Below are 20870 nucleotides of genomic sequence, written 5' to 3'. Positions count from 1 at the left end.
AGGTCCGCATCGCCATCCTGAACGGCTACACCGCACTCGGCATACCCGTCACAGAGACCGTGGGATAAGTCTGTCCAGGGAAAGGGGAACTTCGGCGATCAGCCGATTTGTGCAACAGAGCCTGCGATTGGAGCAGTTCTAGAACAAAATATTACATTTTAATGTGACATCAAGAAATAAAGACTTCTTGGTCTTCAAAATTCTGGGAAAGGGGCAAGCTCAAACTTGCTAGAATTCCGCCCCCTGGGTGATTCTGTATTGTTGCATCACCACCATGGGAGCGCAGAATAGCGCGCGAAATGGAAAGACCGAGCCCCGTGCCGCCTGTTTCGCGCGAGCGCGATGCCTCAACACGGAAAAAGGGTTCAAACACATCTTCAAGTAGTTCATTGGGAATACCAATGCCGTAGTCGCGTATTTCGATAACCGCTCTTTCATTATCCCGTTTGTAGGTTACCTCGGCTTTGCCGCCATAGCGAATAGCGTTTTCGATAACGTTGCGGAGAGCACGGCGAATACTTTGCGGTCTTAATCTGACATCTAGCGGCGCACCAACGTCAAGTTGAAAATCTTCAAGCATGTCACTTTTGAGATCACTAAGAAACTTCCCCAACTCAATCGTCTCCGGAGTTTCGCTGATTGCTATGCCCCGCGCAAATGCTAGCGTGCGCTCAACCATGTTCTGCATTTCCTCAACGGATGCGATCAAACCGCCGCGCGTCTCCTCATCGTCAACCATTTCCGCACGGACACGAAGAGCGGTCAGCGGTGAACGCAAATCATGCCCCAAAGCGGCCATTATGCGTGTTTTTTCCGAAACAGTTCGTACTAGGCGCTCCTGCATGAGGTTGAATGCCTCTGTCAGCCCACGAACCTCAATCGGGCCAACAGCTGGTAGTGGATGACTTTCCTCACCCCTTCCAAGCCTCTCGGCAGCTTGGGTCAAGCTACGAAGCGGCCAAGTCAAATTTGAAAGCAAATACCAACATGCTCCGCCGATCAGCAGCGCAGCAGTCACGACAAAACTCACCGCGGAATAGATCGGCCACTGCAGGGGTGGTCGCTGGAAGCGCGTGTCAACATTAAGCCATTCATCATCAGGAAGAGCTATTGAGAGAGTGAGTTCAAGACCCAACACCCTGTCATGCATTGTCCTTCCCTGAGGGCCAGACGCTTGTGTGCGCATACTTTCAATTGGGGAAAATGGACGCCCAACCTCGTGAAGCTCAACGCGAACCTCTCTCGTGTCTCCATTCCAGAGAAGTGATCTGATCCGTTCCTCCACCGCTCCATTTGCTTGATGATCAAGATGGTCAACCGCTGGTCGTGGATCGATCTGAAAGCGCGCGAGCGGTGAGTCGGCTGCGCTCAAGATTGAAGAATGCAGATCTTTAGGAGCTTGTTCAAGCAGTAGGGCTACATTCGCTGCGCGTCCTGCCGCCTCAGCTCCGATAGCGGCTCTTACGGCTAGGCTGCGTTCGTCAATAAATAGCCAAATACTTGTCGCCTGCGCGATCACAAGGCATCCAATTATCAGGAGCAAGATCTGACCGCGCAAACCTACTACCAGTCCTCGCATCACAAAAACGTCTCAACATCTACCGCAAGGCTGTAACCGCCACTTCGAACGGTCGTGATGATACTTGGCCGTCCGGGGTTAGCTTCAATCTTTCGCCGCAGACGGCTGATCTGATTGTCGATGGTTCGATCAAAGGCAGAGGGTAAGCTACCCTTGGCCAAGTCGATCAATTGCGCACGACTCATCACGACACGTGGACGTTCCAGCAGAATTGTCAAAAGTTTAAACTCTGATGTTGTTAGCGTTTGTTCACGACCTTCAGCTGAAAATAGGCGACGAGTATCAGTCTCGAGAGTCCATCCTGCGAATTGAACGCGTTTACCCGTGAGACCCTCGGCGAGCAGTTGTGGCCGTTGAGCCCTCCGGAGAATCGCTTTTATCCGCGCCAGTAACTCACGGGGGTTAAAAGGTTTAGAAAGATAATCATCTGCACCAATCTCAAGTCCTATGATCCGATCCATTTCCTCACTAAGCGCAGTCAGCATCAGGATGGGCACGCCTCCTTTTGCAGATAAACGACGACATATAGACATTCCATCCTCTCCAGGCATCATCACATCAAGAACTATGAGATCATAACATCCAACCTTAAGAAGACTGTCCATCTCCACCGCTCCGGCAGCGCTCGTAACGCGCATATTGTTCCTCTCTAAATAACGCGAAACGGCTTTGCAAATTTCGATACTATCATCAACGAGCAAGATGTGAGGTGTCTTTGTCATTTACTAAACTTACCTGAAAAAAGGGCCAGTGCCGATTTTTAATGTAACCGAATGTCTCCATGCGGCACTCTGCGACAATCCGATACAAAACTGACAACTGCAAGTATTGCATAGTTTGCATGATTAGCCACATTAACGGAACCTCAATGGAGAAGGACTAAACCAAAATGAAACACAAAACAAACCTGGTTCTCGCGGCCATGATTGCCACAATCAGCGCCGGAACAGCTTTCGCCGAACAGGGGATTGGAAGAGGGCCCCACGAGCTTTCCGTCAACAACAAGCATGTTCACATGAGCGATACCATGCGTAAACATTTCGATCACGCAGATCAGGATGGTGATGGAAAAGTCACCCGCGCTGAAATGGATGCACACATGCAAGCCGCTCAAGCCGCTTCAGAGTTTCATCGCTCATCGGCAGGACCAACTGGGCATTTTGATAAGTAGAGTTTTGCTCTATTTGCCTGCGGGCGATCACATTGGCTGATCGCCCGCCTTGGTCACAGACTTATTCGACAGCTTCGGTGACAGGTATGCCGAGCGCGGTTCAGGACGGCGATGCGGACCTAGAGTTCGGCAACTTGGCGGTCAACGTCCCTCGCGCTCAGGCGTTGACCCAGCAATGTCAATCAGGGCATATTTATCTCAATACAGCTTCGGCGATGGCATCCGCTTCATCGTCGCCAGAGCGCCCAGCTGAGGTCTTTCGATGCTCGCAGCTGTTGATTTTCACCCAGAACCGAGCCACCTCTGATTTCGGATTAAGGGTCATTCGTGGGCCAAGATCACCACTCTCTTTGAACGGAGTCGCGGAGGCAATTCGCTGACCTCGTAGATAATGTTCGGGCCTTCTGCTTAGGATTTGGCATTTTGTTTTTAGGACGGTGAGGGCCGCCATCGCGCGAACCCTATGTTTGCTGTAGAGGAGATCACTTCTCGATGGCAGAGCCCGTCTGGGCGCCGATTACAGGCCACCCGGTTTGCCGGATGTCCTATGACCTGCTAACCTAAACAGCCAAAAGTTCCCGACGTGGGACGTTTGTCGGACCTTATAAAATCGGTCGGGCCCAGCAGGATGAACAGATCTGTCAAGGCACCAACAACGTCGGTCGAGTTGAGCTTGCATTTGATACGCATCACCAGCGCCTTCTTCGTGAACTCATTGATAATGTTGAGGGTGCGAAACAGCCGACCGCCATGCGTCCGATCCGGCGCGAAATCATGGGACCAGTCATGATTTGGGCGTTCAAGCCGGAGACGGATAGAGGAGCCATCGCTCAGTCAGAGCCGTCCCTACTTAGCGTGTTTCTGTGCAACTTTGAGCCCTTCTTGCACCCAGATCCGTAAGACACGCTTGCACCAGCGGGAATAGGTTTGAACCGTCACGCCGATCTGCCATATCTGCTCTCGCCTTGCCTTGCCACGGCATCACTTCAACCTGCAGAAGCTTCAGGACAGTGTCTTCGGGTTTACCTCTCCTTCCAGCCATGTCTGGTCCTTCTGGAACGGGATCATACTATTACAGTTGTTGGACCACTTCTGCGGAGGACCTCTAGTTTTGCCCAATTCTGAGAGAAAAAAAAATACACTATACTTGGTCTGTATCACGCTCGGTGGGTAGATGATCCGCGGCGACAGTTTTTTTCAGGCTCCAACCTTTGATGATGGCATAAACCGCGGGAATGACGATCAGGGTCAGCAAGGTTGACGACACCATTCCCCCGATCATGGGTACTGCGATGCGCTGCATGATCTCGGACCCGGTGCCATGCGCCCAAAGGATCGGCATCAGGCCGGCCATGATTGCGACAACTGTCATCATCTTGGGGCGCACCCGGTCGACTGCACCCACCATGATCGCGGCGTAGAGCTCGTCGCGGGTCAGGTCCCTGTCGCCCGCGCGGGCACGCGCTTCTTTCAACGCCTGATCGAGATAGATCAACATGATCACTCCGGTTTCAGCCGCCACCCCGGCCAGCGCGATAAACCCGACGGCCACCGCGACCGACATGTTGAACCCCATGAACCACATAAGCCAGATGCCACCGACCAGAGCGAAAGGCAGCGACAGCATCACGATCAAGGTTTCCGTCAGGCGGCGGAAGTTGAGGTAAAGTAGCAGAAAGATTAACGCCAGCGTCAGCGGCACAACAGTGGCCAGCCGCTGTTTCGCGCGTTCAAGGTATTCGAACTGACCGCTCCAGCCCAAAGAATAGCCGGGTGGCAGAGTGACGGAGGCCGCGACCGCCGCCTGAGCTTCGGCCACATAGCCGCCAAGATCGCGTCCGACGATATCGACAAAGATATACACGGCAAGCTGTCCGTTCTCGGTGCGGATCGACGTAGCTCCGCGGGTGCGTTCAATGGTGGCCACGTCCGCCAGCGGAATGGTGCCACCGCCCGGCAGTGCAACTTGAACCTCGCGTCCAATCGCCTCCGGATCAGACCGCAGTGTCGCCGGATAGCGCACTGCGACGTCGTAGCGCTCGCGCCCCTCGACGGTCTGCGTGATGGCCTTGGCCCCCAACGCCATGCCGATTACCTCTTGCACATCCTGCACCGACAGACCGTAGCGGCCAAGCGCTGTACGGTCCGGGGTGATGTCGAGGTAATAGCCGCCGATCACCCGTTCGGCATAGGCGCTAGTCGTTCCGGGCACCGTTCGTACCACGGCTTCGACCTCACGGGCGACCTTTTCCATCTCGGTCAGGCTGGTGCCGTAGACCTTGATCCCCACAGGCGTGCGGATGCCGGTGGACAACATGTCGATGCGCGCCCGGATCGGCATGGTCCAGGCGTTGGAAACGCCGGGGAATTGCAGCGCGGCGTCCATTTCCTGCCGCAGGCTTTCGGTGGTGACACCTAGTCGCCATTCCGCTTCGGGGCGCAACTGGATGATCGTCTCAAACATCTCGGTCGGCGCGGGATCGGTCGCGGTCAGGGCGCGGCCCGCCTTGCCGAAGACGGTCAGGACCTCGGGAAAGGTCTTGATGATGCGGTCTTGCATTTGCATCAACTCTGCGGCCTTGGTGACTGACAGACCGGGCAAAGTGGTCGGCATATACATCAGCGTGCCCTCGTTCAGGACGGGCATGAACTCTGACCCCAACTGCCGCGCGGGCCAGATCGTAACCACCAGTGCGGCGAGAGCCACGATGATCGTGAGACTTTTGGCCTTCAGCACGGCGCGGATGATTGGGCGGTAAACGGCGATGAGTGCCCGATTCACTGGATTCCTGTGTTCAGGGATGATCCGGCCGCGCACGAAGACCACCATCAGCGCAGGCACCAGCGTCACCGACAGGAACGCCGCCGCCGCCATCGAAAACGTCTTGGTATAGGCCAGCGGGCCGAACATGCGCCCCTCCTGTCCTTCCAGTGTAAAGATCGGCAAGAACGATACGGTGATGATCAGCAGGCTGAAGAACAGCGCCGGGCCGACCTCGCTTGCGGCTTCGACCAGCACCTCGATTCGGGGCTTGTCGGGGACAGCACGTTCCAGATGCTTGTGCGCGTTCTCGATCATCACGATGGCGGCGTCGATCATCGCGCCGATGGCGATGGCAATGCCGCCGAGGCTCATGATATTGGCCCCAATCCCGAGGAATTTCATCGCGGTGAACGCCATCAGCAGCCCCACCGGCAGCATGATGATAGCCACAAGAGCAGAGCGAACGTGCAGCAGAAAAATGATCGTGACCCCGGCCACAACAAGACTTTCTTCGAGAAGCGTCGTTTTCAGCGTCTCGATTGCCGACAGGATCAGGTTGGAGCGGTCATAGACTGGCACGATGTCGACGCCGTCCGGCAGACTTTGAGCAACCACGTCCAGTTCCGCTTTGGCGTTTTCGATCACATCCAGTGCATTGGCACCCACCCGTTGCAGCACGATGCCACTGGCAACCTCGCCCTCACCGTTCAACTCGGCGATGCCGCGGCGTTCATTGGGGACGATTTCGACCCGCGCGACATCTTTCAGGTTGATCGGCACCCCGCCGATACTGCGCAGGGTGATGTTGCCGATATCCTCGGTTCCCGCCAGATAGCCCCGCCCGCGCACCATGAATTCGAACTCGGACAGCTCCACCGTGCGCCCGCCAGTGTCCATGTTGCTTTCGGAGATGGCTTTGCCGATGTCGGACAGCGTGATCCCCTGCGCCCGCATCCGCACCGGATCGACAGTGACCGAGTATTGCTTGACGAAGCCGCCGACGCTGGCCACTTCGGACACGCCCTCGGCTCGGCTTGCACCAAAGCGGACGACCCAATCCTGCAACGACCGCAATTCCGCCAGCGACAGATTTTCCCCGGTGATCGCGTATTGGTAAACCCATCCTACCCCGGTCGCATCGGGACCGAGCGTGGGCGTCACGCCGTCCGGCAGGCGGGCTGCTGCGGCGTTCAGGTATTCAAGCACCCTGCTGCGCGCCCAGTAGGGGTCCACCCCATCTTCGAAGATAATGTAGACAAAGGAAATGCCGAAGAACGAAAACCCGCGCACGACGCGGGATCGCGGCACCGTAAGCATCGCCGAAGTCAGCGGATAGGTGATCTGATCCTCGACGACCTGCGGAGCCTGGCCCGCATAATCGGTCAGCACGATCACCTGCACGTCCGACAAATCGGGAATAGCGTCGATCGGCAAGTTGCGCAGTGACCAGACCCCTGCGGCGATGATCAGGGCCGTGGCAAAGAACACGAGAACAAGGTTGCGGGCGGACCATTCAATGACACGCGAGATCATTCGCCTGCCTCCGGGGCTGTCAGCGCAGCCAGGGCTGCGTTCAGGTTGCTTTCCGCGTCGATCAAAAAGGTAGAGGTGGTGACAATGCGGTCGCCCTCCACAATGCCTTCAAGGATTTCCACCATCCCGGCTGCCTGCCGCCCCAGCACCACATCCTGCGGGGCGAATTTCCCCTCCCCCAGATCTCTGATCACCACCTGACGGTCGCCGGTGTCGATCACCGCCGTTTCCGGCACCTGCACCACGGGCGCACCGTCGCCCGTCGCCAAAGCCACATCAGCGAACATGTTGAGAAGCAAGCGACCCTCAGGGTTGGACAGGTCGACGCGGACGCGTGCCGTCCGGGTCTGCATATCGACCTCAGGGTAGATCTTATCGATAACGCCGCTGAAGGTCTCGCCCGGCAGGCCTGGGAAGGTGATCGTCGCAGCATTTCCATCCGAAAGACCCGCGAGCGCAGATTCCGGCACGTCCGCCATGACCCAGACAACCGATGTATCGGCAATACGAAACAGCGTTTCTCCAGCCTCGGACATCATGCCTTCGACGGCCATTCGTTCCAGAACCACGCCCGACCGCGGTGCCATCAGGCTGATTTGCACGGGCGTACGCCTTTCCGCCGCGATTTTGTCGATCACTGATACGGGAACACCCAGGTTTGCCAGCCTTTGACGGCTGCCTTCCACGCGCCCTTCACCAGTTCGCAGGTCCGAAACATACTGTGCGGCCGCAGAGACGATATCCGGAGAATAGAGCATCGCCAGCGGTTCGCCCGCTTCAACGATTGATCCGGTCGTTACATCCTCAACTTCTTCGATGAACGCATCCGCACGCAATGAAATGACGCTGACTCTACGGTCGTCCAGCGCGACGATCCCCGGCGCACGCACTGTTGTTGCCATGGGATCAAACACCGCAATTGACGTACGCACGCCCGTGCGTTGCAGCTTGCCGGGCGATACGGTCACTGATCCGGCATCGCTTACCTCGTCGGCATAGACGGGCAGGTAGTCCATCCCCATGGAATCCAGCTTTGGCACCGGCGACGTATCAGGCAGGCCCATCGGGTGGCGGTAGTAGAGTAGGGTTCGTTCGCCACTCTCTGCCTCTAGGGGCGTGATCGCCTCTGGATCAAACGATACGTCTTCGCTCGCCAGGACCGGTAAAAAGGACTTTCCATCGGCAGTCTCGGTCGGCGTAGCGGACCATTCGGCGAGACCGTCAGGGTGTCGGTAGTAGATGACCGGGCCTGTCGGCGTTCGGGTTGCGGCTGGCATTGCTTCAGCTTGCCGTCCCATTAGCGCGGTGAATTGCGTCTGCGCCACATTTGCCAGCATAGCAGGCGTCCAACCCTTGACGCCTGCCGCGAGGCCCGCCCATCCAGCCGCGCCGCCAACCACGCCGATAAGTACTAATTTGCCAAAGACGCTCATGGCAGCACCTCGAGCACGATTTGCGCCTGAACAGTTTCAGGTTCGCCCTGCACCTTGGCCGCAACGGAAAACCGCCAGTTTCCGTCCATCGTCAGATCGGCGGAAAATCGATATAGACCCGGCTCTTTGCCAGGCAGCGCCACGACTGTCGAAGTCATCGTCTCCATGCCGTCCGGCTCCATATCCAGCCTTGTGGCAAAAATGACGGCGCCTTCGACGGGCGCATTGGTGCGGGTATCAATCAGACGAAGCTCCAGAACCGCGCCGTCTCCGAAGGGATAAGTCGTTTCGACGAGAACAAGGTTGTAATCAGATGTAGCCGCCTGTGCCATTGGCACGGAGAGCTGGGTCGCGACCACGAGGGTCGTAAGAAAGGTGGGGATATAGCGGAGCATGATACGCCTATTTTGACGGGCAACGGGAACGCCAGCCGACGTATCGACCCTGAGTCTATACGTTACATAGGCGCGTGGCTTTTGGTGCGGTAGGCACCTGATCCGTTAAGCCTTGGGGGGTCTTTGAAGCCCAATGTCCGCGTGTTGTCGGTGCGCTGCCGCCTCGGCCCGTGAGAACTCTGCGCTTCCGGGGCCCGGCAAGCTCGCTAGAGTTGCTCGTTCCAGCCCCAGCACAATCGGGGCTACCCGACATTGCATCGTCGAAATGCAAGCTGCATCGCATTCCGGCATGTCCGGGCAGTCATTTGGACAGCAATCGCTCTGCAAGGCCATTGAGGGTGCTGGGTCCACGCTTGAAATGGAAGCAAGACTGATTTGCGCCAGAACAGCGCCAACCAACAGAGCAACCAGAAAAAGGCGCGTTTTGCGTACCATGGAACATGCTATGTTGGAGTTTTCACAAATCAGCAATACACGTTTTGCTGAAATGGATAATTGACCGACTTCACGTTCAAAACGCGGACCCGCTAAAGCTTCAATCGCCTCAGCCTGAGAGCGTTTGCGATGACCGAGACTGAGGAAAGGCTCATCGCGGCGGCGGCGATCATTGGTGACATTAATAGGCCGAAGACCGGGTAGAGAACCCCTGCCGCGATTGGAACACCGAGCGTGTTATAGGCAAACGCCCAGAACAGGTTCTGGCGAATGTTGCGGATCGTGGCCACCGCCAGTGTCCGCGCCTTGACGAGGCCGTTCAGATACCCGCGCAACAGCGTGATGCCCGCACTTTCAACTGCCACGTCCGCGCCCGTGCCCATGGCAAGGCTGACGTCCGCTGCGGCCAGGGCTGGCGCGTCGTTGACACCATCACCCGCCATCGCGACCTTTCTGCCTTCGGCGTGCAGCTCGTCCACCTGCGCCTTCTTGTCTTCCGGCAGAACGCCGGCCCGAACCTCGTCGATTCCAAGCTGCTGCGCCACGGCCCTGGCGGTGCGTTCGTTGTCCCCCGTCGCCATAATGATCCGCAGACCTGCCTCGTACAGCACCTTGATGGCTTCGGCAGTCGACTCCTTGATCGGGTCAGCCACTGCGACGATGCCGGACAGCTTACCTTCAATGGCCACAAACATAGCGGTCTTACCCTCGGCCCGTAGAACAACTGCCGCTTCCTCCGCCTCAGATGTGTCGAGAGACATGTCGCGCATCATTGCGGTATTTCCAAGTGCGACGGCCCGCCCCAAGACAGTTCAGCGCACGCCTTTTCCGGTCACTGCCTCGAAGTTTTCGGCGTTGCCGACCTTAATGTGCTTGTCTTTCGTCCTTTGCTTTCGACCATGGCGTCAGCCGCGGGAGCTCTTAGCCTTTCTCTAGAGCCGCAGCGAAGCTGATCGGATGATCCCACTGACGGGTAGGTGCTTGCCACTGTTCCAATGCCAGGTCCTTCAAGATGACACTGAAAATATGAATGGAGCTATCGGTAGATGAAAGGTCATGCGCTAATTTTGGTCGGTGACAGCTTGACAACTTCACGGTGCCAAGGGTTGTCCATATGTAAGCTGCGAAAACACATGCCCGTGCGAGATCAATATTTTTCTTGAACCTCTAGTGACTTTAAGAGTTAAGGCATCGATAACGGTCGGCCCCATGGAGCATAGTCGTTTGTAATAACTTGACTCCTTCCCCGGCAAAAAATTCGGGATGTGGGTTGGATCGCCGCCAATAGCGTGAAAGGAACAAGAAAGATGCTGACAAGACGACATTTCATCCAAACGACTGCCGCATTGTTCTCGGCGTCTTTCTCGAGTCCGCTCGTGGCTGACACCTGGCCCACTGAAGCGGAAAAAACCGCGTGGGATGCACAGGTTACACCGCCGGGATACAACCCGGCCACATCGAATCCATGGGGCCTACACCCGCGCTTTCTGCCGCAGCGGGTTGTAGCAAAAGATGGTCTTGTGCCCGGTGACATTCATGTGGATGCCGTGGCGCGCTATCTTTACCATATCGAGGAAGGCGGCACTGCGATGCGTTACGGCGTGGCGATCGCTCGTGGCACGCTTTACGAGCCGGGCGTTTACACGATCAAGCGCAAGGTCAGGTGGCCGCATTGGCAGCCAACACAGAACATGATTGACCGCGACCCGGAGCTCTACGCCGACATCGCTGACGGTATGGAACCCGGACCTAAGAACGCGCTCGGGTCACGGGCGCTTTATCTCTATGTCGGGGACCGAGACACTTATCTGCGCATCCACGGTACACCACAGCCGCGAAGCATCGGCGGCCGAGCAAGTTCCGGTTGCGTCCGGATGGTGATGGCGCACATAAACGATCTGTATCCGAATGTGGAGATTGGCTCGACGGCGTTCCTATATTCGGCAGAGGACAGCGTGACCCCGCAGAGTTGACCCAAGCCGCGCCGTCAATCCGACGCTTGGACGCGTCAATCAGGATTGGCGCGCGACGCAGATGGGATTGCCGCCTGCCGATCGCAACGGGACCAAGGTCGTTTCCACCGGCCCACTATGCGCATACCAATAGCAATTATCTTCGGGACGTAGCCGTGCCGTGTTGAGATCCTGGTCGGGTGCAGCGAGGGCTGCGACAGATTCTGGAATATTCCCGACCCTGAATGGATCGTTGTCTTCCTTCGGAGGTACCGCACAGCCAGCCAGGGCCAATGTTGCAACCATGATCACCGCATATTTTTGAAGCATATCTATCTCACTTTTTGGCAGGTCAGCCGCGTCCACAGACTTGGCAACGCGTTTCAAGGTTCCGCAGGTCGGTTCCTTACTTGACCAAGTTTTTGTTTTAGCTCTTGAAGCTCTAGTTACTGTAGGGGCTATCTCAATGTGGAATGAACGAATCCCGAGGTCAATCCCATGTCTTCCAATGGCCACCGCCACGACCACAAGCACAGCTCTGACTGCAGTCACGATCATGTTGATGATCACAAACATGCGAGCGTAGCTCGCCACTCTGATGGAGGTGGTGCTGCGTGCTGCGGTGCTGGAGCCAACACCGGACGGGCACAATCCATCCCGTCGAATGGGCGAAGTTTTCAAGTTTCCGGTCTGGATTGTGCCGAAGAGGTGGCAATCCTGAATAGGGTGGTCGGTCCAAAAGTCGGCGGGACTGAGCATCTGGCGTTCGATGTCATCAATGGGCGGATGACGATTCTGGATACCGCATTCAGGATTTCGGACAACGAGATTTCGCAACTGGTCGCGAGCACCGGCATGAGCGCAAAACCGTGGGACGCCGACAACGCAGCAGAGAATCAGGCCGCGCATCTGGCACGTCAAAAGCGGTTTACCGCGCTCAGCGGCGGCTTCTGGGTGGCAGGTTTTCTCTACCACATCGTCGAAACCGGCATGGGTGGTGCGCTCGGGCTATTCGCAGGGCACGGAGAAATGCCGATGCCACTCGCGGAAGCAGGGTTATTCGCGGTGGCAATTCTCTTCGGGGTCTGGCTGGTCGCGCCCAAGGCTTGGTCTTCCGCGCGACGGTTTTCCCCTGATATGAACTTGTTGATGGTGGTCGCAGTGGCGGGTGCCATCGGGCTGGGCGAATTCTTCGAGGCCGCGACGGTTGCGTTTTTCTTCTCACTTTCGCTTTACCTTGAGAGCTGGAGTGTGGGGCGGGCCCGCAACGCGGTATCGGCCTTGCTGGATCTGGCGCCGCCGACAGCTCGGGTGATCCGATCAGATGGCAGCGAAACCGATGTGCCTGCGGCAGAGGTCGCCGTGAACGATCGCTTCATTGTGCGCGGCGGCGACCGCATCCCCCTCGACGGTGAAGTGGTGGAGGGGGCGGGAGCCGCCGATCAGGCTCCCATTACCGGAGAAAGCGCGCTCGTGCCAAAGGAGCCGGGCGATGAGGTCTATGCCGGCACGATCAACGGCGAAGGCACACTGACGGTACGAGCGACCAAGGCAGCTTCCGACACAGTGTTGGCCAAGATGATCCGTATGGTCGGTGATGCCCATGCCCGCCGCGCGCCGGTCGAGCAATGGGTGGCGAAATTCGCGCGCATTTATACACCCATCGTGATGGCGGTGGCGATCACCATCGCGGTGGTGCCGCCACTCTTGCTCGGCGGCGCCTGGGACTATTGGTTCTACAATGCGCTGGTCCTTCTTGTCATCGCATGTCCTTGCGCACTGGTCATTTCTACGCCGGTGTCAATTGTAGCAGCGCTGGCCGCTTCGGCGCGAGCAGGGGTGCTCATCAAGGGCGGCGCTTATGTCGAAGCGCCAGGGCGCACCACCGCGCTGGCGATGGACAAGACGGGAACGATCACCATGGGCGAGCCTGAGGTGGCGGCGGTTCACCCGCTGGGTGAAGCCTCCGCTCGCGAAATCATCACGCTGGCGGCCAGTCTGGAGGCGCGGTCCTCGCACCCGCTGGCACGCGCCATCCTCGCGCGCGCCAAAACCGATGATGTGTCCGTGTCTGCCGCAGAGGACACCCGCACCGTGCCTGGGCGCGGGCTCGAAGGACGCGCCGACCGGCGCGCGATCTGGCTCGGCTCAGATCGGTTTGCCCAAGAGAAAGGTTTCGGCAATGCCATTCCGGCGGATCTTCGGGACCGGATCGAAGGGGCAGGCAGCACCCTGGTTGCCGTGGGTGACGAGACCGGCGTGACCGGCGTACTGGAGCTTCGTGACCGCATTCGCCCCGATGCAAAGGGTATCGTTGCGCGTCTGCACGCGCAGGGTGTGAAGACAATCGTGATGTTGACGGGCGACAACGAACGCACCGCACGTGCGGTGGCGGCCGAGGTCGGCATTGACGAGGTGCGCGCCGAACTCTTGCCAGAAGACAAGGTGAAGGCCATCGAGGAACTGGTGGAATGCCACGATATGGTGGCGATGATCGGCGACGGCGTGAACGACGCGCCCGCAATGGCGCGCGCGCATTATGCCATTGCCATGGGGGCTGTCGGATCGGATGCGGCGATCGAAACGGCAGATATTGCACTGATGACCGACGATCTGGCTCGAGTGCCGTGGCTGATTACTCACTCTCGGCGGACAATGACGATTATCCACCAGAATATCGGTATATCGCTGGCAACAAAGGCGCTGTTCGTCGGGCTGACCGCGTTCGGGATGGCCTCGATGTGGGGCGCCATCGCTGCGGATGTAGGCGTTTCCCTGTTGGTGGTCGCCAATGCGCTGCGGCTTTTGAACGGCCATCGGATCAAGGACGGGCCTTCGGGCGGTGAACCGGTGGGCGAGCAGATGGCGAAGGGAGCACTGGCGCACGGTCATTGATCCGACGTCTTCGGTAGAGTAACCTCTGGCACCAACAGACCTCGCAAAAAGGGGCGTCGAGCAGTGACAAACACCAGATTTCCACGGCGCGCCTTTTTGATGGGCGGATTGGCCTCCTTCCTGTCAGGTTGTGCCAGCAAGTTCCGGTCTTACAACGGACCCGAAGTGACCCGGCTACGCATGTATAAGGCACAGCGGTTTCTGGTTCTGGACGGGGTGGATGACGTCTTGCGGACCTATCCCATCGGATTAGGCTTCGCGCCCGAAGGTCACAAGCAGTTCGAGGGGGACGGCCGTACGCCGGAGGGCTCCTACGTGATTGATCGGCGCAACCCGGAGAGCCTCTTTCACCTGTCGATTGGCATCTCATATCCCAACGCGGCAGACATCGCTTTTGCGCAGGCTCAAGGAAAGTCGCCCGGTGGCGACATTTTCATCCACGGAGGACCGCGCAAGGGGATCGACCCAATGAATGTCCGCGACTGGACGGCAGGCTGCATCGCCGTCACTGACCGCCAGATCGAGGAAATCTATGCCATGGTCAGGGACGGGACACCGATCGACATTTACGCCTAAGGATCAGGTGAAGCGGCGCCGCAGTGCGACGTTGATCGCCTCAATGGCCATGACCATGACGACGACCGCAATCGTGACGCTGGCGGCCTTATCATACTGGAAGGATCTCACGTAGGTCTGGATGTAGAAGCCGATCCCACCCGCGCCGACGATGCCGAGGATCAGCGACTCGCGCAGGTTCAGTTCGAACCGGAAAATCGTGTCGCGGGCAATGACTGGGGCCATCTGCGGCCAGATCGCATGCCTGAGCCGCACGAGCGGTCCGGCGCCGGCGCTTTCCAGTGCTGCGATCGGCGCGCGGGACACGCCGTCGATCGCCTCGGCATAGAACTTGGCGAGCATCCCCGTTGCATGAAAGGCGACCGCGATGATGCCGGGCAGCGGCCCGAGCCCGACAGCGCCCACCATAAGCATGGCCACGAGGATCAGCGGCACGGCCCGGATAAAGGCCAGCAGCGCGCGCACAGGGCCGAACACCATGCGCGAGACCATGGTCTCGGAGGCGAGGATGGCCAGAGGGATCGACAGGATCACAGCGCCGAGGGAACCGAGGATCGCTATTCTCAGCGTTTCCGCGCTGCCCTTCCTGATCTCGGCCATCACTGTCGGATCGGGCGGGAACATCCGCCCGAGAAAGTCAGCGATCCGCGGACCGGCCGAAACGAGACGCGACAACTCGACATCGGTCGTGGCGAAGGACCAGAGGATTGCGCCTGCGATCAGGGTGCTGGTCGCGAAGCCGCCGAACCTGCGGTGGCCCATCAGGACACCGCCCGGAGGCCGGAACCGGGCATCGGCTCTGCCTCCCGGTAGAGAGCCGCCGTCGCCTCGTCCTGCAACTCGGATGTCGGCACATCGAACACGATCCGCCCGTTCCGCATGCCGATGATGCGCTGCGCGAAACGCCGCGCCAGGTCGGGCTGGTGCGAGGAAAACAGCGCCGTTGCGCCGCGCGCTTGCGCCGCCCCGGTCAGCATCGCCAAGACCTCCCCAGCGCGGGTGGGGTCGAGGTTGCTCACCGGCTCGTCGGCGAGGATCAGCCGTGGCTCCTGCGCGAGACACCGCGCAATGGCCACGCGCTGCCGCTGGCCGCCGCTGAGACTGTCGACCCGGCGTTCGGCGAGATCGGCAATGCCGCAATCAGTGAGGGCTGTGCGCGCAATGTCGAGATCATGTGGCCTTGGCGACCCCAGCAGGGCGCGCAGGGGCGCCATCCGGCCTAGGCGGCCGTTGAGCACGTTGCGCAGAACCGTGGAGCGTTCGACCAAGGCGAATTCCTGAAATACGAAACCGGTATCAGGTCGGCTTGCGCGCGGCGGCGGTTGGTCTGGATCGAGCGGCGCACCCAAGACTGAAACGCGCCCGCGCCAGCCGTGGAGCCTGCCATCGAGCAATGCCAGCAGCGTTGTTTTTCCTGCCCCGGACGGGCCGAGCAAAGCGACGCTTTCGCCGGTCGAAATCGTAAGCGAGACTCGCTCCAGCGCCGGAACACTCCCGCCCGGATGGGCAAAGTTCAGGTCGTCGATCCGGATGGCGGTGGTCATTCCAGGAGCCCATATCGCCGTGCCATGTCGCGCACGCCGTCATAGGCGGCAGGGTCGGCCCTGACATAGCCGTCCGGCCCGTAGAGATAGCGCAGCTTGTCGCGGTTCTCGGGCTCGTTGAGCCGCAGCATCGCGTTGGTGAAGCGGTCTTGCACCTCGGCATCCAACCCGGGTCGCGCGATCACGACATGGCTGGGGATTGGCGGGCTTTCCGCGATCCATGTCACCTGTGCTTGCTGCTGCGGCGTCAGGAGCAGGTCGGCATACTGGCTGGCACCCGCAGCGTCGACCAGACCTTCGGCCATCGCCTGCATGGCCTGCTGATAGCCGCCTGCGAAGAAGACGCGGCCGAAGAATGCCTCCGCCGCGCCTGGGCCGTCGATCAGCCGAGCCTCGACGAATTCGGCGAGCGGGTAGAGATAGCCCGATTCCGAGATCGGATCGGCGAATGCGATGTCGCGTCCGCGCAGGTCTGCAAGCGCGCCGATGCCACTGTCGCGACGCACGAAAATGCGTCCCGTATAACTCGGCGCGTCGCGGTAGACCTCGGAGAGAAGCGGCACCGCGCCGATCTCGGCCTCGGCCAGAACGAAGGGCAGGGCGCCCATGAAGGAGATGTCGGCGTCGCCGTTTCTCAGCGCCTCGACCGCCGCCGCATGGTCGATGGTGACGAACCCTTCGACGGGGACGCCGATCTCACTGGCCAGCCAGCCGCTGATGGCCTCTATGTCGCCCAGGAGCTTCTCGGGGTTCTCCTGCGGGATGAAAGCCAGCCGCAACGCAGTGTCCTGCGCGGCCAGCGGGGTTGCGAGCGATACTGCGCCCGCAGCGGCCAGCGCCAACATCGTTCTGCGGTTCATATGGATCGCCATCAGAATGCCCTCTCTTCGATTGCGTCGGCTTCGGACTTGAACGCGGTCCAGCTTGTTTCGGCAGCCACCCAGTCATCAGTACGAACGGCGTCACCAACCTCGGCCAGACGTTGGGCCAACGCGTAGACTTCAGGCCGCGCAGCCAGGTTCGACATTGTGCTGGCGTCCGCCGAAAGGTCCGCGGCCACGGTGTCGGTCAGCAGCAGGATATGTTTTGCATCCCGCTGCGGCAGCAGCGTATCAAGCGTCGAGGCGAAGGTCGTCAGTTCGGAGAATGCCAGCCGGAAGGCGGTGTTCTCGGCGTCGAATGCCTCATAGGGCTCGTCCGCTGCGCCCACGGTCTCCAGATAGGCCGTCAGGTCGGCCCGTTCCGCTCCGGTCAGGCCGAGCGACTTCGATTCGTCGAACCAGTCCACGACAGCGGCCAGGGTCGGCAGCGACCCGTCGTGGAAATAGGGCGCGGTGTAGACGGTGCCGAGCAGCGTGGGTGTATCCATCGCACCGGTGCGGGCGCCATCGTAGGCCAACGCAACCGAGCCGATATCATGGGCCTGCCGGTCCAGGAAGTTCGTGTCCGGGACGTGGCAGCTGGAGCAGGAACGGTCGCCGAGCGCCGCGAAGGGTGTATTGAAGATCGCTTCGCCGCGCTGCGCTGCCTCGGGAGCGGCTTCGGTCAGCTGACCATCCGGTGTCAGCATGGAGTTGGGCAGGAAGTCGAATTCGAGCATGTAGGCGAGCAGAGCATCCAGCATGAAGGGCGTCGGTTCATCGCCGCCGAACTCGTTGACGATGACGTTGCGGGTGAAATCGCGCAAGGAGGCGAAGCGGCCATCGCGGCCGTAGGGCCCGGTGAAGCGCAGGCCACGGAGGCTGGGGATGTCAATCGGATCATCACGCCGGTCATTGAAGATCGGGTTGAAGAAGGCGCCATCGACATCGATCGCGCCTGGTTGATGGCTCGCACCCGGAATGAAAAGCCTCTGGTTAACGTCCGATCGGTTGTGACAGGTCGAACAAGCGACCCCGAGACCCTGCGCCGGATTGCCAAAGATTTGCGCGCTGTCGAATAGCATGTCGCCATAGGCCACCAATGGCAGGTCGGTCTCGTCGATGCCCTGCTCCTCGAAATTGAGGACGAGGCGCGGCAGCGGATCCTGATCGAAGATGTCAGACCCCGGCGGCAGGCTAGGCGGCACCTCGATGGTGCGGCCACTCAGGACAACAGTTTCCGGCAGCGCGCTCAGCGTCCGGCGCGGCGCGAAATCGTCAACGAGGTAATTCTCGGCGAGATAGAGGGAGATGACTTCGCGCGCGGCTTCCATGGTTTTGCGACTCGCGGGTGTGGCACCAGCACCAAGAACACCGGCGGAACCTGTGCTGCTGTTGAGTTCCAGCCAGGCGAGGCCGATGCGTCTCGAAGCGTCGGGATCAGCAGCCGCGATACCGTCCGCGAACGAGCGATAGAGTTCTCGGGCTGTCCGCACGGCCTGCTGCGCACGTGCAGGGTCGTCGGCCATGACTGCTCGGTCCAGTTCCTCGTCGATCCGGCGCGCGATCAGCCGCGTCGCCTCGGCAAAGACCGCCTGGCGGTCTTCGCGAGTGATGGCGTCCAGAAGGGGGGCGGGTCCGATGTCGCTGTTGCCGTCCAGCCATGCCAATGCACCAACAGAGAATTCCGAACCCCGGTAGGGTTCGGCCCAGGCGGTCCCGACGTCATCCCAAGGCAGCGGTTCGAGATTTCCGAGGAAGAGAGTCAGCCGGTAGGCCGCCGCCTCGGGAAGCCATGGAGCCTCCTTGGCAGGCGTCGCAGCGACAGGTCCGGACAGGACGAGCGCACTTGCGAGTGCGACAATGAACGCTCCAAGGAATTTCTGAATCACCGCAGTCTCCGAATTCAAAAGTTAGACACGGCTAATTTATCTACCCTAAGCAAACAAGTTGTCAATCCTGCAGTTTCCCTGCAAAGTCCCAACTATGACAAAGCTGCAATCACAGGAACATGAACCGTTCGAAACTGTCGACAGGGCTCCCGAAGCACAGGCTGAGGGGTTCGCGACCGTGCGTCAGGCACATGAGAGCGAAATGGCGGAAGATTACGTTGAACTGATCGCCGAACTGATCGAGTCGCGCGGAGAGGCAAGGCCGGTGGAAATCGCCGAACGTTTTGGAGTGAAGCCGCCGACCGTGACCAAGAACATCTCGCGGCTCAAAGCTGCTGGCCTGGTGCGGCGGGAACCTTACCGCGCCATATTCCTCACGGATGCCGGTCGGGAGTTGGCCGAGGCCTGCCGCCGACGACACAGGATCGTCGTCGCGTTTCTCCTCAGCCTGGGAATCGACGAAGAGACTGCGGAACGCGATGCGGAAGGGATCGAGCATCACGTCAGCACGACCACGCTGGAGGCCTTCGAACACGCCCTCCTGCAATCTCAAAGCGGCAAGTAGCGCAGCATCAAGTTCTCGCGAAATTCAGAAAAGCAAGACTCAGGAGGCGGCGGCGTCAGCAGTCAAAGGCTGGTGGGTTGGCATTTGTTCTGATGGTCAACCTTAGTGCAGAAAATCGTTCGTGTCCTCTGAGCTTGGCCAGCCCGAGATAGTGTGCCCAAAATCTCTGACTGCGACGACGGTGCAGCGAGAATGTCGATCGCGGGAAAAGACGTGGATACAACCTTTGATTTGCTCCTCTGTTCAAAGCGCATAGACAATTGTCACCACCGTCGTCATGACGATGAAGAACATGACCAAGGCACCTATGGCGAGCGTCCGGCCCATGTCGCGGTTTGGCTCTGCTACTTTCAGACGCAATTCTTCGGCCGTTTCCGGAAACTCGAGCGCCGCGGAGTTTGACCCTCGCACCAACTCGTATCGTGAATTCCAGCGACGCACCTCGGCCGCGTTCCACCCGTTCATGACCAGAATGATCGCGGCGATCATCAGCATCGAGGACGGGACCCAGATCGTGTAGCCACCCATGGTTTCGTCGGACAGGGGATCGAGAAACCCGGTTCCCGCCGTTTGGTAGGAAGCATAGAGGCTCACCTCTTTGAGTGTCGTCAAGGAACCCAGAAAAATGTTTGAAACGATCACCGCGAAACCGGAGATCAGCCTTGCGCCGCGCCTCGCGCCCTCAGGGGGATCTCTCGGGTCGAAGAGCATGCCGAAATACCAGATCCCTGCCAGCACCATCGCAAAATGGGCGAACACCTCGATCGCCGCGATGCGCTGAGCAAGTCCGTAAAGCACTGGAATCTGCCAGATAAAGAGCGACGTGATGAGCGCGGCAGTGGCGGTTACCGGATGTGCCAAGAACCGAAATGCAAAAGATTTTCCAAGAGCGTCGAGGTATCGACGCCACCGTCTGTTCAAACCGGCTTGCAATAATCGCCACGGCTGAGAGACCGCGAAGAGTAGTGGTCCTGCAAGGCGGAGGAGAAGGTGCTCCACTTGGTGCACCGAAAAGAGGCTATGCCCCAACGAAGCCAGAGGCGCATTTGTGGCCGCGAGAATGCAGGTCAAGCCAGCGAGGAACAGGGCTTGCCGCCACATAGACACCGTCCCGCGAATGCGAGCGGATCGCACGAGGCCGCGCATGTAGACCCATGCGGCAAACGCATGTCGGCGGCGAAAAGGTATTTATCGATTTTGCGGGTGACACGGTCGACATTATCGATCCTGCCACGGGTGAGGTCAGCGAAGCCAAGCTGTTTGTCGCGGCGATGGG

The 20870-nt window shown here is 59.2% G+C and carries 16 protein-coding genes and 2 pseudogenes; 5 read left to right on the top strand and 13 right to left on the bottom strand.

Annotation, left to right across the window (positions count from 1 at the left end; translation table 11 throughout):
- Positions 1-169: 169 nt before the first annotated feature.
- Complete coding sequence (locus PVW27_RS20025) at positions 170-1519, bottom strand: ATP-binding protein (RefSeq protein WP_230802108.1); 1350 nt, start codon at positions 1517-1519, stop codon at positions 170-172.
- Between the two features lie 59 nt (positions 1520-1578).
- Positions 1579-2301: a response regulator gene (locus tag PVW27_RS20020; protein WP_230802109.1), complete on the bottom strand. Its 723-nt coding sequence runs from the start codon at positions 2299-2301 to the stop codon at positions 1579-1581.
- Between the two features lie 167 nt (positions 2302-2468).
- Between PVW27_RS20020 and PVW27_RS20015 the strand changes: the two genes are divergently transcribed.
- The gene (locus PVW27_RS20015; RefSeq protein WP_230802110.1) at positions 2469-2750 is read left to right on the top strand and encodes an EF-hand domain-containing protein; all 282 of its coding nucleotides are present in this window, start codon (positions 2469-2471) and stop codon (positions 2748-2750) included.
- Positions 2751-3335: 585 nt separating this feature from the next.
- Here PVW27_RS20015 and PVW27_RS20010 read toward each other — a convergent pair.
- The 5 genes and pseudogenes from PVW27_RS20010 to PVW27_RS19990 form a co-directional block, all read right to left on the bottom strand.
- Positions 3336-3659 (bottom strand): annotated as a pseudogene (locus PVW27_RS20010) (IS3 family transposase); the annotation flags it as partial.
- A 232-nt stretch (positions 3660-3891) separates the two neighbouring features.
- A complete protein-coding gene (locus PVW27_RS20005) occupies positions 3892-7047 on the bottom strand; it encodes an efflux RND transporter permease subunit (protein ID WP_230802111.1) in 3156 nt (1051 codons plus the stop codon).
- Positions 7044-8480, bottom strand: coding sequence for an efflux RND transporter periplasmic adaptor subunit (locus PVW27_RS20000; protein WP_230802112.1), 1437 nt, complete (start codon positions 8478-8480; stop codon positions 7044-7046). Before PVW27_RS20000 ends, PVW27_RS20005 begins: the two co-directional genes overlap by 4 nt.
- Complete coding sequence (locus tag PVW27_RS19995) at positions 8477-8875, bottom strand: FixH family protein (RefSeq protein ID WP_230802113.1); 399 nt, start codon at positions 8873-8875, stop codon at positions 8477-8479. The genes PVW27_RS20000 and PVW27_RS19995 overlap by 4 nt, the downstream gene beginning before the upstream one ends.
- A gap of 527 nt (positions 8876-9402) precedes the next feature.
- Positions 9403-10264, bottom strand: a pseudogene (locus tag PVW27_RS19990) (HAD-IC family P-type ATPase); the annotation flags it as partial.
- Positions 10265-10617: 353 nt separating this feature from the next.
- Here PVW27_RS19990 and PVW27_RS19985 point away from each other — a divergent pair.
- Entirely contained in the window at positions 10618-11283 is a 666-nt protein-coding gene (locus tag PVW27_RS19985) for a L,D-transpeptidase (RefSeq protein WP_230802115.1), read from the top strand.
- A 39-nt stretch (positions 11284-11322) separates the two neighbouring features.
- On the opposite strand, the gene PVW27_RS19980 is transcribed toward PVW27_RS19985, so the two are convergent.
- Positions 11323-11592, bottom strand: a complete 270-nt coding sequence (locus tag PVW27_RS19980; RefSeq protein ID WP_050686128.1) for a hypothetical protein — start codon at positions 11590-11592, stop codon at positions 11323-11325.
- Between the two features lie 168 nt (positions 11593-11760).
- On the opposite strand from PVW27_RS19980, the gene PVW27_RS19975 reads away from it, so the two are divergent.
- The gene (locus tag PVW27_RS19975) at positions 11761-14157 is read left to right on the top strand and encodes a heavy metal translocating P-type ATPase (RefSeq protein ID WP_432762107.1); all 2397 of its coding nucleotides are present in this window, start codon (positions 11761-11763) and stop codon (positions 14155-14157) included.
- Between the two features lie 99 nt (positions 14158-14256).
- Positions 14257-14733: a L,D-transpeptidase family protein gene (locus PVW27_RS19970; RefSeq protein ID WP_043872282.1), complete on the top strand. Its 477-nt coding sequence runs from the start codon at positions 14257-14259 to the stop codon at positions 14731-14733.
- 3 nt (positions 14734-14736) lie between these two features.
- Here the strand turns inward: PVW27_RS19970 and phnE are convergent, their stop codons facing one another.
- The 4 genes from phnE to PVW27_RS19950 are packed head-to-tail and all read right to left on the bottom strand — an operon-like array spanning position 14737 to position 19029.
- A complete protein-coding gene (gene phnE, locus PVW27_RS19965) occupies positions 14737-15495 on the bottom strand; it encodes a phosphonate ABC transporter, permease protein PhnE (protein ID WP_009820129.1) in 759 nt (252 codons plus the stop codon).
- Positions 15495-16277, bottom strand: coding sequence for a phosphonate ABC transporter ATP-binding protein (locus tag PVW27_RS19960; RefSeq protein ID WP_045685196.1), 783 nt, complete (start codon positions 16275-16277; stop codon positions 15495-15497). The genes phnE and PVW27_RS19960 overlap by 1 nt, the downstream gene beginning before the upstream one ends.
- The gene (locus tag PVW27_RS19955) at positions 16274-17149 is read right to left on the bottom strand and encodes a phosphate/phosphite/phosphonate ABC transporter substrate-binding protein (RefSeq protein WP_043872281.1); all 876 of its coding nucleotides are present in this window, start codon (positions 17147-17149) and stop codon (positions 16274-16276) included. Before PVW27_RS19955 ends, PVW27_RS19960 begins: the two co-directional genes overlap by 4 nt.
- A complete protein-coding gene (locus tag PVW27_RS19950; RefSeq protein WP_045685208.1) occupies positions 17149-19029 on the bottom strand; it encodes a cytochrome c peroxidase in 1881 nt (626 codons plus the stop codon). The genes PVW27_RS19955 and PVW27_RS19950 overlap by 1 nt, the downstream gene beginning before the upstream one ends.
- A gap of 94 nt (positions 19030-19123) precedes the next feature.
- Between PVW27_RS19950 and mntR the strand changes: the two genes are divergently transcribed.
- Positions 19124-19594, top strand: coding sequence for a manganese-binding transcriptional regulator MntR (gene mntR, locus PVW27_RS19945; RefSeq protein ID WP_009820125.1), 471 nt, complete (start codon positions 19124-19126; stop codon positions 19592-19594).
- A gap of 243 nt (positions 19595-19837) precedes the next feature.
- Here the strand turns inward: mntR and PVW27_RS19940 are convergent, their stop codons facing one another.
- Positions 19838-20695 carry a cytochrome c oxidase assembly protein gene (locus PVW27_RS19940; RefSeq protein WP_254656522.1) on the bottom strand — a complete coding sequence of 286 codons (858 nt, stop codon included), beginning with the start codon at positions 20693-20695 and terminating at the stop codon, positions 19838-19840.
- Between the last annotated feature and the right edge of the window lie 175 nt (positions 20696-20870).

It is taken from the genome of Seohaeicola sp. 4SK31 (assembly GCF_028802875.1).
GTDB lineage: Bacteria > Pseudomonadota > Alphaproteobacteria > Rhodobacterales > Rhodobacteraceae > Seohaeicola.
This window is presented reverse-complemented; position numbering and strand designations above follow the sequence as displayed.

Bases quoted from the DNA above. Each gene is read 5' to 3' on its own strand.
- PVW27_RS20020 (WP_230802109.1), bottom strand. From the start codon at position 2,301: ATGACAAAGACACCTCACATCTTGCTCGTTGATGATAGTATCGAAATT.
- PVW27_RS20015 (WP_230802110.1), top strand. From the start codon at position 2,469: ATGAAACACAAAACAAACCTGGTTCTCGCGGCCATGATTGCCACAATC.
- PVW27_RS20005 (WP_230802111.1), bottom strand. From the start codon at position 7,047: ATGATCTCGCGTGTCATTGAATGGTCCGCCCGCAACCTTGTTCTCGTG.
- PVW27_RS20000 (WP_230802112.1), bottom strand. From the start codon at position 8,480: ATGAGCGTCTTTGGCAAATTAGTACTTATCGGCGTGGTTGGCGGCGCG.
- PVW27_RS19995 (WP_230802113.1), bottom strand. From the start codon at position 8,875: ATGCTCCGCTATATCCCCACCTTTCTTACGACCCTCGTGGTCGCGACC.
- PVW27_RS19985 (WP_230802115.1), top strand. From the start codon at position 10,618: ATGCTGACAAGACGACATTTCATCCAAACGACTGCCGCATTGTTCTCG.
- PVW27_RS19980 (WP_050686128.1), bottom strand. From the start codon at position 11,592: ATGCTTCAAAAATATGCGGTGATCATGGTTGCAACATTGGCCCTGGCT.
- PVW27_RS19975 (WP_432762107.1), top strand. From the start codon at position 11,761: ATGTCTTCCAATGGCCACCGCCACGACCACAAGCACAGCTCTGACTGC.
- PVW27_RS19970 (WP_043872282.1), top strand. From the start codon at position 14,257: ATGGGCGGATTGGCCTCCTTCCTGTCAGGTTGTGCCAGCAAGTTCCGG.
- phnE (WP_009820129.1), bottom strand. From the start codon at position 15,495: ATGGGCCACCGCAGGTTCGGCGGCTTCGCGACCAGCACCCTGATCGCA.
- PVW27_RS19960 (WP_045685196.1), bottom strand. From the start codon at position 16,277: ATGACCACCGCCATCCGGATCGACGACCTGAACTTTGCCCATCCGGGC.
- PVW27_RS19955 (WP_043872281.1), bottom strand. From the start codon at position 17,149: ATGGCGATCCATATGAACCGCAGAACGATGTTGGCGCTGGCCGCTGCG.
- mntR (WP_009820125.1), top strand. From the start codon at position 19,124: ATGACAAAGCTGCAATCACAGGAACATGAACCGTTCGAAACTGTCGAC.
- PVW27_RS19940 (WP_254656522.1), bottom strand. From the start codon at position 20,695: ATGTGGCGGCAAGCCCTGTTCCTCGCTGGCTTGACCTGCATTCTCGCG.